Origin of the sequence: Nonlabens arenilitoris (assembly GCF_002954765.1) — a bacterium.
In the GTDB taxonomy this organism is placed as follows: Bacteria; Bacteroidota; Bacteroidia; order Flavobacteriales; family Flavobacteriaceae; genus Nonlabens; species Nonlabens arenilitoris.
Map to the genome: position 1 here is coordinate 1,131,423 of NZ_MTPW01000001.1, position 17,105 is coordinate 1,148,527.

15 protein-coding genes are annotated in these 17,105 nt (G+C 37.2%); 13 read left to right on the forward strand and 2 right to left on the reverse strand.

Annotated elements, in window-relative coordinates:
- Positions 1-116 precede the first annotated feature (116 nt).
- The 4 genes from BST92_RS04940 to truB all read left to right on the forward strand — a co-directional run bounded on the left by BST92_RS04940 (position 117) and on the right by truB (position 2,900).
- On the forward strand, positions 117-995 hold the full coding sequence (locus tag BST92_RS04940) for a cell division protein FtsX (protein WP_105070447.1): 879 nt from the start codon (positions 117-119) through the stop codon (positions 993-995).
- Positions 996-1,077: 82 nt separating this feature from the next.
- Entirely contained in the window at positions 1,078-1,383 is a 306-nt protein-coding gene (locus BST92_RS04945; RefSeq protein ID WP_105070448.1) for a DUF3098 domain-containing protein, read from the forward strand.
- Positions 1,383-2,177, forward strand: coding sequence for an undecaprenyl-diphosphate phosphatase (locus tag BST92_RS04950; protein ID WP_105070449.1), 795 nt, complete (start codon positions 1,383-1,385; stop codon positions 2,175-2,177). Before BST92_RS04945 ends, BST92_RS04950 begins: the two co-directional genes overlap by 1 nt.
- Positions 2,178-2,183: 6 nt before the next feature.
- Entirely contained in the window at positions 2,184-2,900 is a 717-nt protein-coding gene (gene truB / locus BST92_RS04955) for a tRNA pseudouridine(55) synthase TruB (RefSeq protein ID WP_105070450.1), read from the forward strand.
- Here the strand turns inward: truB and BST92_RS04960 are convergent.
- Entirely contained in the window at positions 2,897-3,370 is a 474-nt protein-coding gene (locus BST92_RS04960; RefSeq protein ID WP_105070451.1) for an LEA/WHy family protein, read from the reverse strand. The two genes, truB and BST92_RS04960, sit on opposite strands and share 4 nt — an antisense overlap.
- 109 nt (positions 3,371-3,479) lie before the next feature.
- Here BST92_RS04960 and BST92_RS04965 point away from each other — a divergent pair, with 109 nt between their 5' ends.
- Positions 3,480-4,679: a LamG-like jellyroll fold domain-containing protein gene (locus BST92_RS04965; protein WP_105070452.1), complete on the forward strand. Its 1,200-nt coding sequence runs from the start codon at positions 3,480-3,482 to the stop codon at positions 4,677-4,679.
- A 62-nt stretch (positions 4,680-4,741) separates the two neighbouring features.
- Here BST92_RS04965 and BST92_RS04970 read toward each other — a convergent pair whose 3' ends face one another.
- A complete protein-coding gene (locus tag BST92_RS04970; protein WP_105070453.1) occupies positions 4,742-5,497 on the reverse strand; it encodes a helix-turn-helix domain-containing protein in 756 nt (251 codons plus the stop codon).
- 318 nt (positions 5,498-5,815) lie between these two features.
- Between BST92_RS04970 and BST92_RS04975 the strand changes: the two genes are divergently transcribed.
- The 8 genes from BST92_RS04975 to BST92_RS05010 all read left to right on the forward strand — a co-directional run bounded on the left by BST92_RS04975 (position 5,816) and on the right by BST92_RS05010 (position 16,940).
- Positions 5,816-6,211: a type III secretion system chaperone family protein gene (locus BST92_RS04975; protein ID WP_036583655.1), complete on the forward strand. Its 396-nt coding sequence runs from the start codon at positions 5,816-5,818 to the stop codon at positions 6,209-6,211.
- A gap of 59 nt (positions 6,212-6,270) precedes the next feature.
- Positions 6,271-6,984 (forward strand): PspA/IM30 family protein, encoded by a 714-nt coding sequence (locus BST92_RS04980; protein ID WP_105070454.1) that lies wholly within the window; start codon positions 6,271-6,273, stop codon positions 6,982-6,984.
- A 72-nt stretch (positions 6,985-7,056) separates the two neighbouring features.
- Complete coding sequence (locus BST92_RS04985; protein ID WP_105070455.1) at positions 7,057-7,266, forward strand: zinc ribbon domain-containing protein; 210 nt, start codon at positions 7,057-7,059, stop codon at positions 7,264-7,266.
- Between the two features lie 124 nt (positions 7,267-7,390).
- Complete coding sequence (locus tag BST92_RS04990) at positions 7,391-8,101, forward strand: OB-fold-containig protein (RefSeq protein WP_105070456.1); 711 nt, start codon at positions 7,391-7,393, stop codon at positions 8,099-8,101.
- 2 nt (positions 8,102-8,103) lie between these two features.
- On the forward strand, positions 8,104-8,889 hold the full coding sequence (locus BST92_RS04995) for a hypothetical protein (protein ID WP_105070457.1): 786 nt from the start codon (positions 8,104-8,106) through the stop codon (positions 8,887-8,889).
- A 152-nt stretch (positions 8,890-9,041) separates the two neighbouring features.
- On the forward strand, positions 9,042-11,114 hold the full coding sequence (locus tag BST92_RS05000; RefSeq protein ID WP_105070458.1) for a flotillin family protein: 2,073 nt from the start codon (positions 9,042-9,044) through the stop codon (positions 11,112-11,114).
- Positions 11,115-11,206: 92 nt separating this feature from the next.
- Positions 11,207-11,911, forward strand: coding sequence for a transposase (locus BST92_RS05005; RefSeq protein WP_105070459.1), 705 nt, complete (start codon positions 11,207-11,209; stop codon positions 11,909-11,911).
- The gene (locus tag BST92_RS05010; protein WP_425437380.1) at positions 11,904-16,940 is read left to right on the forward strand and encodes a DNA repair ATPase; all 5,037 of its coding nucleotides are present in this window, start codon (positions 11,904-11,906) and stop codon (positions 16,938-16,940) included. The genes BST92_RS05005 and BST92_RS05010 overlap by 8 nt, the downstream gene beginning before the upstream one ends.
- The last annotated feature ends 165 nt before the right edge of the window (positions 16,941-17,105 follow it).

Consider the following 17,105-nt stretch of genomic DNA (forward strand, 5'->3'; position numbering starts at 1 on the left):
TATGAAAGAGCAAAAATAGGGTGTTTACAACAATGCCGAAACTTATAGCGTTGTAATCGTCAGTAGCTCATTTACTTTATTATTTTTGTGACACGATAAATTCTGTTATTAACTGCATGGCATCACACGAGAGATATCAAAAAAGACGATTATTCAGCTCCTACTTTTGGGTGGTGATAAGTGTATTTCTAGTATTGTTTTTACTAGGAATCATGGGCTTTTTCCTTTTAAATAGCCAGCAGATTGCAGACCACTTCCGTGAGCAGGTACCTATGTCTATTTACTTCAAGGATACTGCAAAAGAGGTAGAAATGCGACAGTTAGAGAAAACGTTGCAAATGGCAGATTACACTAAAAGTGCCATTTATGTGCCTGCCGAAGAAGGAGCTAAAAAACTAGTTGAAGATCTGGGAGAAGATTTTATAGCAAACCTTGATGGGTTTAATCCATTACCTAATTCTATAGACGTAAGACTTAATGCTAACTTTGTTACCGATGGAGAGATTGAACAAATCGCACAAGATCTAGCAGCCAAAGATTATGTGCAAGAAGTACAGTATGACAAACCTCTAGTTTCTTTATTGAATGAAAATGTAAAAAGAATCACCTTCTGGATGCTGGTTATCGCAGGTATATTTGTTTTAATATCTTTCTTATTAATTAATAGCTCCATTAGACTATCAGTGTATGCAAAAAGGTTTACCATAAAAACCATGCAAATGGTGGGCGCGACCAAAGGTTTTATACGCAAGCCTTTTATATGGACTAGTGTAAAACTGGGATTAATAGGTGCCGTTCTAGCCTTAATTGCACTAGCTGGTGTAGTATACTGGATGAATGGTTTGATTCCAGAGTTAGAAATATTAAAGAATTATAAGATGCTCACCATCCTGTTTATAGGAGTTCTCGTTTTTGGAGTATTAATTAGTTTATTGAGCACGTTTTTTGCGACAACGCGTTACTTAAATTTAAGGACTGACGAACTTTATTATTAGTAAAGCTATAGCTTTTAAAATCAGTTATCAGTTTTACCACAATAAGTCTAGCGAGATATATAGATTATAGAAAAAATTAAAAATGAAACAAGGAAGAATCAAAGAATCGCAACAAAGCGCTCCTATAAAAGAGACAGCACCTGTTGTTGAAGAAAATATAAAACCACGTTTTGAATTTATCTTTAAAAAGAAAAATTATTTGTGGATGATTATAGGTCTAATAGTTATTGTTACTGGATTTGCCTTAATGGCTGGTGGTGGTAGTGATAATCCAGAGGTATTTAATGAAGCTATTTTTTCCTGGCGCAGGATAAGACTCGCTCCTACATTGGTACTTATAGGATTCGGTATAGAGATGTATGCTATACTATTAAATCCAGATAAATAATGGAGTGGTTAGACGCATTAATTCTAGGTGTTATACAAGGGCTTACAGAATTTTTACCCGTTTCATCTAGCGGTCATTTAGAATTAGGTAAAGCAATACTAGGAGATAATTCTGTTCCTGAAGAAAGCTTATTGTTTACTGTGGTATTACATTTTGCAACCGCATTGAGTACTATTATCGTTTTCAGAAAAGATATTTTTAATCTACTAGCCGGAATATTTACTGGTAAAAGCGAAGATCTGATTTTTGCTGGTAAAATCATTTTATCTATGATTCCAGCGGTAATCGTAGGGCTGTTTTTTGAAGAACAACTAGAGGCCTTATTTAATGGTAATATAGTATTAGTAGGCTGTATGCTTATTGTAACAGGTTTATTACTATTTCTAGCCGGTAGAGCCAAAAATACTGGTAAAAATATAGGCTGGAAAGACGCATTACTTATTGGTGTTTCTCAGGCAATCGCTATGTTGCCTGGTATATCACGTAGTGGTGCTACTATTTCAACTAGTGTGCTATTAGGTAACGATCGTACTAAGGCAGCACGCTTCTCTTTTCTAATGGTTGTGCCATTGATCTTTGGTAAAATTGCTAAAGACATTATGAGTGGTGACATATCGATGGAAAGCAGCACTAGTATGCCTTTACTTATAGGATTTATAGCGGCATTTGTAACTGGATTAATAGCTTGTACATGGATGATTTCTTTGGTGCGTAAAGCAAAGCTTCACTATTTTTCTTATTACTGTTTTGCCGTAGGTCTAGTAGCCATCGCAGCTGGATTTTTTAACGGTTAAATTATTATGGATCCTAATCAAAAACCCGTTACTAATCCTTATCAACTAGGTCAGGTGCTTTTAATAGATAAACCACTAGGCTGGTCATCCTTTCAAGTAGTTAATAAAATACGATGGCTTATAAAGCAAGAGTACGGACTTAAAAAGATAAAAGTAGGTCATGCCGGTACTCTAGATCCTCTAGCCAGCGGTTTGCTAATTATATGTACAGGTAAAGAGACTAAGAATATCCATGTATATCAAGCACAAGAAAAAGAATACACAGGCACCATTACCCTAGGAGCTACAACTCCTAGCTATGATCTAGAAACTGAAATAGACAATCGTTTCCCGTTAAATGATATTACAGAAGAGTTACTCCTAAAAACTACCGTACAATTTACTGGCGATATCATGCAAAAACCACCTATTTATTCAGCGATTAAAAAGGATGGTAAAAGACTATATGAACTAGCACGTGCAGGTGAAACTACTGAAATAAAGGAGCGTCAGGTGAATGTTCAAGCCTTTGAATTAACTCAAATAAAACTTCCTAAAGTTGATTTTAGAATTGCATGTAGTAAAGGAACTTACATAAGATCCATGGCGCATGATTATGGTAAAGCCTTAAATAACGGCGGTCATTTAAGCGCATTAAGACGCACGGCGATAGGAAATTATCGCGTCGAGAACGCTATAAACCTTGAAGAGTTTGAGGCAGATTTTAAAAATATAGGATCTTAAAATACTTTTACTGGTACCTCTAGACTATCTATAATAGGCACTTCAAAATTAATCATACCTTTTCCTGCATGTATACTACCATTGTATTTAATATCGACTTTTTGCTTGACTAAAATTTGTAAAGTAGCATCCAATAATCCGCGACCTTTTTCGCCATAGAAATCCTTAGGCGACATGGTAGCCTTTAATGGTAGTATAAACTCGTCACTTGCAGGCATCTCAACATCTAAATCCTGATTAATCTCTGCCGTTTTACGACCATTTACATAGACATCAAATTTTGCTTTGGTCAAGTCTAGCCCTACAGAATTAGGGTTAAAAAGCACACAATCACCACTCAGCTGCACATCATCTGATGTAGCATTGTTGATTTTTACATTTTTTATTTCCATAAAAACGACCTCTTCATAAGCATCTTGACACGACGTCATTGCAATAAGCATAGAACATAAGAGTAGTAAAGCACGCATAGTATTGAATTTGAGGTAAAGATAGTAGTAGTTATGCTTTCGCGAAAGCGTATTGAAACAACATATTTTTTGCTAACTTTCTAACTTGTAAAAACTTAACCCAACCATTATGAAAAAACTATTACTCTTAACCATTTTATTAATAGGGTCAACAACCCTATTTGCTCAAAATCAAAACGGTCTCAACTTTGATAGTAATGATGATTATGTCCAAACATCATTCACAGGCGTTACTGGTACCACAAATAGAACTTTTGAAGCCTGGATATACCTAAGCCCAAGTGCACCTAACACTAATCTGGCAATTCTTGATTACGGCCTCAATGCTGTAGGTTCTAGAAATACTTTTATGGTCAATGCAAATAGAGGATTGTCATTTATCTCTGGCGGAACTAATGCTAACATATCTTCCACAGCTGGTATTATACCTGCAGGACAATGGACACAAGTGGCTTTTGTGCTAAGTAATGGCACAGGATTCTTTTTTGTTAATGGTAATCAAGTAGGTACAGGAAATTTAAGCACGGTAAACACACCTACTACAGGTACTGACTTAAGAATAGGCAGAAGAGTTGCTGGTGGTGCAAATTTAACTTTTGCAGGTGTTATCGATGAAGTAAGAATATGGAACGTAGCACTTTCTCAAAACGATATCATCACCGGCGGCGGCAGTGAGATTTGTCCATCAAGCAATGGCTTAATAGCTTATTATCAATTTAATGAAGGAATGGCTAGCGCAGCAAATAATGGTGTCAATGTATTGCCAGATTTAGTATCTGGAAATAATGGAACTTTAAATAATTTTAGTCTTAGCGGTGGCAGTTCTAATTGGACTCCTGGTGCGCCTGTAACTAGACTTATTGATACTGATATCTCACAAAATGCCGGTGTACTAACGGCAGCACAAGCTGGCGCTAGCTATCAATGGATTGATTGCGGTACAAATATGGCTATAAATGGAGCAACTGCTATGACTTATACGCCTACATCAATAGGTGATTATGCTGTAGATATTACAAACCTAGGTTGTACGCAACGGTCAGATTGTATAAATGTAAGCACTCTAGGACTATCAAAAGCTAGTTTAAATGATGTATCAATATTTAAAAACCCATCTAGCTATTTACAATTTGAAGCTAATGCTATCCAAAACGCACAGCTTGTTATCTATAACCTTTCAGGAAAAGAAATCATTAAAACAACCTTAAACAACACTGAAGTTATAAAACCAGATATAGCACCAGGCTTATACATGGTAACACTTTCTCAAAATGGCACAAGTAAATCTTTTAAATGGATCAAGGAATAAACCACGGAATTATTACTCAATTAAAAAAGCCAAGTTTATAACTTGGCTTTTTTAATTGAACCCTAAATTGAATTTCTCAACTCCTTCATTTGTGCTTCTAGGAATGCAAGTTTATCTTCCATACTATCTGAAAAATCTGGAATACGACGAAAAAACACATAACGTACACGCCATAATTCTTTAAGATCGTTTACAGTAATGGTCTGATCGTCTATATTTTTATGGTCAGCTCTTAGTACAAGGCCATCTGCAGTGACGTATAACCTTCTTAAAATAAGCTCCTTCTCTGTAACCGCTAGAACTATAGTGCCATTATTAAGTTTTTTCACCACTTTATGAGGTACCTTTTCACCTACTACAACATCTTTGGGATATAAACCTTTATCGTGGCTAGTCATTTCTAAATTAGTAACCGTATAAGCTCTAAAGTCTTTCTCAGTATTGATTGGTAAGGTCAGACGAGGCATATCATCTATAAAAGATTGATTATCGTAATATTCAAGATAATCATCAGCTAACTTTTCAGTGATACATGGCACTTGAGCAAATTGCTCTCGCTCTAATTCTTCTGGCGTTAAGGTTAAGCGATCATTAAATTTTAACAACTGATTTACGGTCAATTCAGCTGTGAGGATATCATCTATCGATATGCTAAAATAATTAGCAATTTTAATTATAGTTTCTATTTTAGGTTCGCTACGACCTTCTTCATAGGCACCTAAAGTACCTCTCTTTAAGTCAAATAGGTCCGCAAATGCCTGCTGACTTAAACTTTTAATTCCACGTATCTTTTTGATGTTTTTACCGAAAAATGACATTATTTTGCTAATTTTATTTGCAATTTAAAATATTTGTGTATCTTTACACTAACAATATTAGCAAAATAAGATTTATTAAGCTAATATTTTGAGTAATACTTTAGTAATCTAACCAGTTACCATATAGTTTACTCAAATTTTGAGCATTATAAAACAATAGGCCGTTGTCTTATAACGCATCAAGATCATTTAAACCTAATAACTTTAAAAACTTCAATTATGATACTCTTAATGATTTACATCGCAGAAATTGCTCTGCGATATTTAGTGGGATAAGAAGTTCCTTTTTCGTAATATTAAACCTACCAATAAAAACCTATGAATAATTACTTCAGCACTATTAAAGAATACCTATTACAGCTAGATTTTGACATCATTAGAGAAAATCCGCAAGACGGAATCCTAGTGATTGAAAAAGAAAGCGCTGGTGTTAAAAATATGATTTTAGGAATAGCACCACCCATTTTAATCATGGAGCAATACATTTTTAAAATCAATAACAAGAATGAAGAAGTTTTCAAAAGTCTTTTACAAAAAAACCGCGATATCATTCACGGCGCATTTGTGCTAGACGAAAGTGGATCTAAAGTCATCTTTAGAGATACCCTACAAATAGAAAACCTAGACCTTAACGAGTTAGAAGGTACTCTTAACTCATTAAGTTTATTAATGAGTGAGTACTCTGACCAAATTATCAAATTTTCAAAATACTAGATGCATACAATGCATCTAAAAGTAACGGCGGATTGCATCTGCCATAAAAAACTAATATCATGAACATATTTAAAAGAATTTTCAAAATAGGAGAAGCACAAGCTAACAAAGCAGTTGACAACCTAGAAGATCCTATCACCATGACCGAGCAAGGTATACGTGACATGAAAGCAGACCTTAATAAAAGCGTAGAAGCTATGGCGCAAGTAAAAGCACTAGCCATACGTTCTAAAAATGAGCGAGATGAACACGAATCCAAAGCTAAAGACTATGAATCCAAAGCTATGCTGATTCTCAAAAAAGCACATTCTGGCGACATGGCAGTAGAAGAAGCAGATCGTCTAGCAAAAGAAGCACTAGCTAAAAAAGAAGAAGCACAACAACACGCAAATCGCGCCGCTGCAGACACAGAAAAGTTTGAAAAAAATGTTTCTCAATTAAAAGATACCATTGAGACCATCAAAGGAAATATCACTAACTGGGAAAATGAACTTAAAACATTGAAAGCTCGCGTAAAAGTGAGTGATGCGACTAAAAACGTCAACAAACAAATGGCAGAATTAGACAGCGCAGGAACAGTAAGCATGCTGGAGCGTATGAAAGAAAAAGTCGCTCAAGAAGAAGCTCTTGCCGAAGCTTATGGAGACCTAGCAAACACCAGTAAATCGGTAGACGATGAAATTGATGCCGCAGCAGATATGTCTGAGTCTAAACTTGACGATGACCTAGCAAAGCTTAAAGAGCAGCTAGGTATAAAAAAAGATGAGGCATAAATTCTTTAATCATTAACAGTGTCAGTCTGAGCCTGTCGAAGACGTTTTAAAAACCAATAACTTATTCAAAAAATGAGCACCATCAACTTTAAATGTGTCAAATGCGGTCATCACGATTACGAGACTGGAGAAATGCGTGCTACAGGCGGCACGCTTTCAAAAATCTTTGACGTACAGAACAAGAAATTCTCTTATGTAGCCTGCACTCGATGTAAATACACTGAGTTTTACAAAGCACGTACTGGCGCACTGAGTAATATCTTTGACTTTTTTACGAGCTAGAAGGAGCAATGGTAAAATCATTTTACCTTTATTTCCTAAGGGCAGAATTAATTCTGCCCTCAGGAAAAACATCAACAACGGCGGATTCAGTCCTCTATTTGTAAACCATTAAACACTAACCATCTTGGAAAACTATTTCAACATATTATTCTCTGAAGTAAACATCACACTTACCGTATTGTTGATCATTCTCATACTCTACTGGCTTGCCACGATGGTTTCGGGAATAGATTTTGACCTAGACGTGGATGTAGACATAGACGTTGACATCGATGCAGACGTTGATCTGGACACTGGTCTAGAAGGTGGTAACATGGATTTCCAGGACGTTGCAAATGCTGAGGTGGACCGCGAGCATGTGGTTAATAAACGCACTCGCAAACTTAAATGGTGGCAAATTCTGTTGATTTATTTCAACTTTGTTGGACTACCATTCATGTTTACATTTACCTTTTGGATTTTCCTGTGGTGGTTCATTACCGTATTAACAACTTCTATTACGGGCAGCTATGATAATTCATTCGGTTTTGTGATCGTTCTCGCAGGAATCATTCCAGCATTGATTTTGACCAAAATTGTAACCACACCATTCAAATCTTTCTTTAAGAATTTGAATAAAGATGGTGATAAAGCAACTGAATTTATAGGTCGTCAGGCATTGTTGATGTCCACAATTTCCGGAGAAAAACTAGGTAATGCAGAGGTGCTCGCAGATGGTAATCCTATGAGTATTTATGTTAAATCTATTGATGGGTCAGAGTTACGCTTTCGCGAAAGCGTACTCATCATCAAGCAATCAGATGATAAAAACTATTTTTTAGTGAGTAAAGCGTAAGTATGAAAAAGTTATTTAAAAAGAATAAAACAGCAATACTTATCTCGACAATAGGAATCCTTGTTTTACTTAATATTATTAGTTACACTAAACTATGGACTAATTTAGAAACATATTTTGATTCTAAGGTATTCAATGAAATAGCAACTCCGATAGCCACTATAATTGCGGTTATCATTTATTATGGTGCATTAAAATCAACTCAAAATCAAAATGCAATAACGAAAAGTAATAATGATAAAAATTATTTTGAAGAGATAATAAAAGAATATCAAGATAAAGCAAAGTCAACATCAGTAAAATATCATAATGATTATTCAAATAAATCGATAAATTTTACTGAACTAGTGGAAGAAGTTATTATAAACATTGATACAATGATTTATAATGAAGACTATCAATCAGACTTAAAGCTATTATCTAATGGTGAGACACTCACTCATTATAATATGAAACTAAGAAGTTATAAAAAAGAGTATTCATTTTTAAGTAAAATATTTACTGGTAAAAGTAGAATGTCTTTTTTTATACAAGATATCATTGAATTACTTAAAGACATTGATAGCTCTAATCTTACTAAGGATGACAAAAAAATACTTTCAAAAAAAATTATCAGGATATTTATTGGTGATTATACCAAGTTTTTTGACGAAAAATATTCGATATATCCTAATAATACTTTAATCCCGATTCAAACTGTTGGTAAAAATTTGAGAATCGATTTTGTCCCAATTTATGAAACTCCCTTTTTAAAGAATATCAAAGAAATAAAAGAATATCAGAAATAATGATAAGTCTGAGCTTGTCGAAGACGATATAATAGTCAAGAAAGATTTTACAGTCGCACTTTGATAAGCCTGTGCTAAATTGACCAAAATGCTCACTGTAACAAAAACATTAAAATAAAAACAACTAAACAAACAAAAACCAAACAAAAACTATGGACGGAACATTAGGATTATTTGTAATGGGAATAGGAGTTTTTCTATTTCTAGTAATTGTTTACTTCGCTATCATTGCGATGTTTTACAAAAAAGTACATCAAGGTCAGGCGCTGGTGCGTACTGGTTTTGGAGGTACCAAAGTCGCCACAGATAAAGGACTTTACGTAGTACCGGTTTTCCACCGTGTGGAGACGATGGATATTTCGGTTAAGAAAATCCAGATTGAGCGTATGGGTGTAGAAGGATTGATCTGTAAGGACAACATGAGAGCCGATATTAAAGTAGCCTTTTTTGTACGTGTCAACAATGAGGTAGAATACATCAAAAAAGTGGCGCAAACCATAGGTGTCCAGCGTGCTTCTCGTATCGAGACATTAGAAGATCTTTTTGAAGCAAAGTTCTCTGAGGCATTGAAAACCGTAGGTAAAAAATTCCAGTTTATCGACTTGTATGAAGCACGTCGTGAGTTCCGTGATGAGATTGTGGATATTATCGGTACTGATTTGAATGGTTACACACTAGAGGATTGTGCGATTGACTTCTTGGAGCAAACTAGTGTTTCTCACTTAAAAGCAGATAATATTCTAGATGCAGAAGGTATCAAAAAGATTACTGATCTAACTGCTGCACAGAATATTAAAGCCAACTTGATCAAGCGTGATGAGGAGAAAACCATACGCAAGCAAGATGTTGAGGCTCGTGAAGCAATTCTAGAACTAGACAAGCAACTCGCCGAAAAAGAAGAACAACAAAAACGTGAGATTGCAAACATCAAATCTCGTGAAGAAGCAGAAACTCTTAAAGTAGCCGAAGAAGAACGCCTGAAATCAGAAACAGCTCGTATCGCTACTGAAGAAAAAGTAAAAGTTGCCGAAGAAAATATGCAACGTCAGATCATCGTTGCAGAGAAAAACAAGCAACGTACCAATGCTGTTGAAACAGAACGTGTGGAAAAAGACCGCATGTTAGAACTTACTGAAAGAGAAAGAGTAGTAACTCTAGCTCAAATCGAGAAAGAAAAAGTAGTAGAAGTAGAGAAAAAGAATATTCAGGACGTGATTAGAGATCGCGTGGTGCTGGAAAAAGGTGTGGTAGAAGAGCAGGAAAACATGAAAGATATTGAAGCTTTCAAAACTGCAGACCGTGCTAAGCAAGTAGCCATCACAAATGCTGAGGCAAAAGCACAAGACGAATTGATACGCATCACTAAAGCTGCTGAAGCTTCTAAACAAGCATCTATTCAAAAAGCTGAAGAGATTAACATCGAGGCTCTTGCTCATAAAGAAGCAAGTGAGAAGGAAGCAGAAGCACGTAAGATTCTTGCTGAAGCACAAGCTAAAGAAGAAGCAACTGTAGGACTTTCTGAGGCACAAGTAATGCATGCAAAAGCTGAGGCTAGCGAGCGTCAAGGAATTGTAGATGCACTCATCATCCAGAAAAAGGCAGAGGCTGAAGCAAGCGGTATCGCTGCAAAAGCAGAGGCAAAACGCAAAGACGGACTTGCTGAGGCTGAAGTGATCAAAGAAAAAGCCCTTGCAGATGCTGCAGGAATTGAAGAGAAAGCTGAGGCGATGAAGAAACTTGATGGTGTAGGTAAAGAACATGAAGAGTTCAAACTACGTCTTGATAAGGAACTTCAGGTAGATCTAGCACAAATCAACATCCAGAAAGATATTGCAGATGCGCAAGCACAAGTGATAGGAGATGCATTGAAAGCGGCTAAGATTGACATCGTTGGTGGTGAGACCATGTTCTTTGAACAAATCATCGGTCAGATCACAAAGGCTAAAGGTTATGACAGACTGGTGAATCACTCTGAAACGGTAACTGAAGTAAAGGATGCCATTCTAGGAAGTGATGATGTAAAAGGAAATCTGCTGGATAAAGTAAAAGACTTTGCAGACAAGTACAACATCAGCTCTGAGGACATCAAGAACTTGACTATCGCAAATCTGTTGAGCAATCTACAGAACAAGTCTAACGATGGTGACGAGCAAAACATGTTGAGCAACCTGATGAATTTGGCTAAAGGAATGGGATTATCTAACAAGAAGTTAGGGAATATTTAAGAATGCTTATAAGGGCGCTACCTGATTCTTTCTCTAGAAAGAATCAGGTCGGGCTATCCGCTATATCTTTTTAGGCTACCGCCGTAAAAAGGATGCCGCTACTATCCCTAGCGCAGGACACAACGGCGGAACGCATTCCGCCCACGCTAGCACCAAACACCAACTCACTAATGAATCTTCACAACCGGAAATCTCTTAGACTCAAAGGCTACGACTACACATCAGTCGGTAGATACTTTGTGACTATAGTAACTAGAAATAGGTTGCATTTGTTCGGTAAGGTCGTAGATGGAGAAATGGTTTTAAATGAGTTTGGCAAAATAGCAGAGCGTGAATGGATCAATACGTTGAGGCTAAGGAATAATGTTTCATTAGGAGCATTTATGATTATGCCAGATCATATTCATTTGGTCATAAACATTGAAGTGGCGACTCCTCAAACAGAGTATTCTAGTGAAGAGTTAGAACGTCGTGCTGGAGCGGTCGGAGGTAAAGATATATGTAAAGAAGGATCATTAGGAAGTTTAGTCAGAGGTTACAAAGCTGCGATAACAAATCAGGTCAAACAACTGATTTACGCATATCAGGAAGGGAAATCTACTATAACAGAAACAGCTTTGAATGAAATAAGACCTTTGATAAGAAGAGTCGATCTAAAGAAAACCATCTGGGTACGCAACTACCACGAAATAATCATCAGAGATCAACGAGCCTACCTGAACATAAGCAGGTACATCAATAACAATCCCAAAAAATGGGATGAGGATCTCAAGAAAAAACTAGGACTACATGAGTGACACAAACCAAGGGCGCGACGCATCGCGCCCAGACAGCCAATCGTCGCGCCCCATCGTCGAGAACGCTAAGCGTCTCGACTCAGGAACTTACGAGATCATCCAGAGCCGTTTGCTCAAGCAAAAAAATGACTTGCAGCAACGCCTGAATACTCTTAATGAAGAACGTAAAAAGGTCTTCGGTTCGCTGGAAACACGACTGATTGCAAACGACCGTGTGAATACAGAAAACAACTGTATCGCCCGTGATATCGTGACCATAGGCAAGTACAGCATTTTTGGTTATAACGTACACTTTGGACTGCGCACAGAGATCAAACTGAGTGATGTTTTTAGTGTCTATGAATTTGATCGTGATGGTGTGGATGGTGATGCGTTACGCTTTCGCGAAAGCGGAACAAAACTTCAAATCATTGAGGATCCTATCTTTCAAACAGATTTTGAAAATCTTTATAAGTACTACCGCAACACGATATTTTCCAAGTTTGCCATCATGGGCAATTACTTGCATATGGTGTTTCAGCTGAGTGATTCTGTGACTGATATCAAGACCTTTAAATGGCTGATTACTGATAATGGACTGCAATATGTAGATAACCGTAGTGAGCACGAATTTCGTTTTCCGGCTCAGTATGGTTTTCAGTGGAAGGAAGCTGGACGTGATGACCAGCGCAATGGTGTACATGCTCACGTGTCTATTTTGGACAAAGTTTTTGTAGAAACCATAGGTGGCGATTTAACCATTAAGGTTGAGGATAATACCGACGATGGTCAAGGAATTTATAGTGAAGACGTAGAATACCGCGATCAGACGCTGGACGATGGTCAGTACCGCTATGCCGATTTAGGCAATCTGATTGTTCTGGAAATCAAACCTTTTCAAGAAGAACCTCGCTATTTTGTCTACAACCATAAGATCAAAGAGGTAGAAAAAATAGACAGTATTGCACAGGCTGCAGTGCTATTACCAGATGAGCAAGGAATTATTTTCCCGAGTGGTTATTACCTGCAAACAGGTGAGTACAATGTGTTCCCGAGCAGTGCTGGAAAATTGAAATTCCAGCAAAAGATTGCCTCGCCTAATGGTGAAGATCACTTGTACGTATTTTATAATCCAGCAGAAGGATTGTATGTACTTATGTCCTATAACGTGATTGATCAAGAGGTAAAAACACCTATCGTGTGTAATGGATTTACGATTCTGGAACAAGGAGAATTGTGTTATTTCCGTACCGAAGATGAGCAGACCAAACATCACATGATGCAAATATGGCAAACACCGTATTTAAAAGGCAATATCATACCGTCTGAGCATCAAGATACAATGCTCTATAAAATCGGTAACAAAGACATTGTAAAGGCGATGGCCGAAGCAAATGAACTGTTGACGCTTCTTAATAAAGAAGATAGTTATGGCGGTTTATATGACGATATCGCACGCGCATCTAAAGATATTCTCGATGCTTATTACTGGTTGCCTGAAAAGGAAACCCAACAAATCAATTTGCCATTATTAGAAATTAATAAAGCATCTAACGCTGCGATTGATGAGTTTGAGAAGGTCAAACAAATGCGCAAACAAGCAGCAACAGAGACTAAAGAGATCTCTAAAAAAGCCGATGCACTTTTCAGCAAAATAAAAAGTACGTCTTTCAAGTCCATTAATGATTTTGTAGAGCTTTTGACCCAACTGCGCAGTTTGCGTGGTGAGGCGATAGGCCTTTATGAAATACGTTATGTTGATACAGATTTCATTAAAGGAATTGAGGAACAAATCGTTGAGCAAAACGAGGTGATCTCACGTCGTGCGGTTACCTTTTTACTAGATGATAAAGCACTAGCTCCATACCACGATGCTGTTGCTGAAAAGCAAAAAGCATTAGACGACACTAAGAAAGTCATCGAGATTAAAAATCTAGAAAAAGAGGTGAATCAAATCGCTGAAGATCTGGAGTTATTAATCGACATTGTTTCTAATCTAGAGATTGAAGACACTTCGCATTCTACTAAGATAATTGAGAATATCTCTTTGATTTTTGCGACTATCAACCAGGTAAAAGCAGCGATTAAGAACAAAGTAAAAACCGTAGGTAAAAAAGAAGCGCAAGCTGATTTTGCTGCACAGTTAAAGTTGATCGATCAGAGTATCATCAATTACCTAGACATTGCCAACACTCCAGAAAAGTGTGATGAATTCCTTACTAAAGTTTCTATTCAGCTAGAAGAGCTGGAAGGGAAATTTGCCGATTATGAGGAATACATCACTGAGATTATTGAAAAGCGTGAAGAGGTGTATGCCGCTTTTGATAATCGTAAGAGCAGTCTGGTAGAAGCACGCAATAAAAAAGCTATTGCCTTTCAAAACGCTGCAAATCGCATCATAAAAGGTGTGCAAAAACGTTCACAATCGCTGGATAGCATCACAGAAATCAATGGCTATTTTGCTAGTGATTTAATGATCAATAAAGTGCGCGATATCGTAGCACAATTAAAAGAACTGGACGACGCTGGTAAGGCAGAAGCTATTGAAACTGCCTTAAAAGTAGCTCGTGAAGATGCATTGAGAAAGCTCAAGGATAAGAACGAGCTTTATGAAGATGGCGATAATATCATTAAGCTGGGGAAACACAAATTTGGCGTTAATAAACAACAGCTGGATTTGACCATTGTTTATAAGGAAAACGCTTTATTCTATCACCTAACAGGAACCGATTTCTATCAGGAATTAAAGAACGAGGTGCTCACCCAATCCATGGATATCTGGAATCAGGATTTGGTTTCAGAAAATGCGCAGGTATATCGATCTGCTTATCTCGCCTACTCCATTTTTAAGAACGGAGATCAGGACTCGTTGAGAACCATGAGTGAGGCAGATTTGCTGGCTCATGTGCAGGAAATCGCTAGTGGTAACTATTCTGGTGGTTACGTAAAAGGTGTTCATGATCACGATGCGGCTCAAATTCTAAGCGTTTTATTACATAAAGATCACGATTTAGGACTGCTGACTTACGCTCCAAATATCCGAGCGCAAGCGCAATTTTTTTGGAATGGTCTAGACAAGAAGAAACGCGATAACCTCAATCGTACCTTAAAAAGTGCTGGCGAGGTGCTGTCTGTTTTTCCAGATAGTAAAGAGTATGATTTCATTATTGAGGAACTGGCTGATGCCATATATCAGCAGAATGTCACGCTGAGCACCTCGTCACGCTCGGCACAAGCTCTGTCGAAGCGCGATATTAATAGCTCTGAGGCTGTTTCAAGCACCGACTTCGACAAGCTCAGTCTGACAGACGGAAACGAGCATCTCGTAGCTAGTTATTTATTTAATGAACTAAAAGATAACGATCACTTTACGGTAAGCCATAGCGCCATTCAATTAAAGGAAGCTTTTGAAAAGAAAATCAAAGCTCAAAATGCCGATTTGAAATTCAAGAAAAGTCTGGAAGCCTGTGATAACGAAAAAGATAAAATTGAGCTGGTGAGGCATTGGGTTTCCGCTTTCGCGAAAGCGCACTCAAAACAAGCTTTATTGCGCTACATAGACGAATGCGTAGCAAATATCCTTTATGGAGAACTGACTGCTGATAAAACCGTTGCTGTATCGCCAGAAGAAATCATTGAAAACTTAAAAGGAGCACATGCCACGATAGAAGAAGGAACATTCCAGTTTAATTATCATGATTTTACAGCAACACTGGAGCATTTTATGACCATAAAAGTGCCTGCCTATGAAGCTTTTAGAAAAGCAAAACATGAAGTAACAGAAGATCTAAAAGAAGCCTTGCGACTGGAAGAATTCAAACCACGCGTGTTGAGCTCATTTGTGCGTAATAAATTGATTGACCAAGTATATTTCCCATTAATTGGAGACAATCTTGCGAAACAGTTAGGAACCGTAGGTGATACTAAACGTACCGACCGCATGGGATTATTGCTGTTGATCTCGCCACCAGGTTACGGTAAAACGACCTTAATGGAGTACATGGCAAATCGACTGGGATTGATTTTTATGAAAATTAATGGGCCAGCAATAGGTCATGATATCACATCAGTAGATCCAGAAGCAGCAACCAATACAGCTACAAGAGAAGAATTGAAAAAGCTGAATCTTGCCTTTGAAATGGGTGACAACGTGATGTTGTATCTAGATGACATACAACACTGTAATCCAGAGTTTTTACAAAAATTCATTAGTCTGTCTGATGGAACACGTAAGATTGAAGGTGTTTTTAATGGCAAGCCCAAAACTTATGACCTGCGCAGTAAGAAATTTTGCGTGATCATGGCTGGTAATCCATATACTGAAAGCGGAGATAAATTCCAGATTCCAGATATGCTTGCAAACCGTGCCGATATTTATAACCTAGGTGACATCATAGGTGATACAGCGCATTTATTTGAATTAAGTCTCGTTGAAAATGCACTGACTAGTAATCCTGTATTGCAACAGTTAAGTAACAAGCATTTTGATGATGTTTATGCACTGATTGACCGAGTTCAAAATGGAGCGAGCGATAACGAGCTGAAAGGAAATCATAGCAATCAAGAAATAGCAGATTATGTAGCCGTACTTGAAAAAGTGTTGAAAATAAGAGATACGGTTCTCAAAGTCAATGAAACTTATATCGCCAGCGCAGGAATGGAAGATACGTATCGCACAGAGCCTAGTTTTAAACTACAAGGCTCTTACCGAGATATGAATAAACTAGTCGCAAAGGTTGTCCCTATAATGGATAATAAGGAATTACAAACCTTACTATTATCACATTATGAAAGTGAATCACAAACCTTAACCAGTGCCGCTGAAGCCAATCTTTTGAAATATAAAGAACTGGTCAACACCATCACGCCTGAAGAGCAACAACGCTGGGAAGATATCAAAGGGATTTTTGCCAAAAACAATAAACTCAACGGCCTAGGCGGACAGAATCAAATGTCTCAAGTTTTGAGCCAGATGATGGATTTTACAGAGAATCTTGAGGGAATTAAAGAGGTTTTGAGGAAGGGATTAAGTAATAATAATACAAACTAATCTGTAAGAAAAACATAGGCTTAATAAGTTGGCTTTAGGTTGCAATTAGTAATATTATTGGCTAAAATCTTTTTGTAATATTAACATTTAGCACAAAACTGTTAAAGTACTGGTTTTAAATTGTTAAAGGCAATAAAAGATGTAGTTTCGGCGTTGTATTTGTTC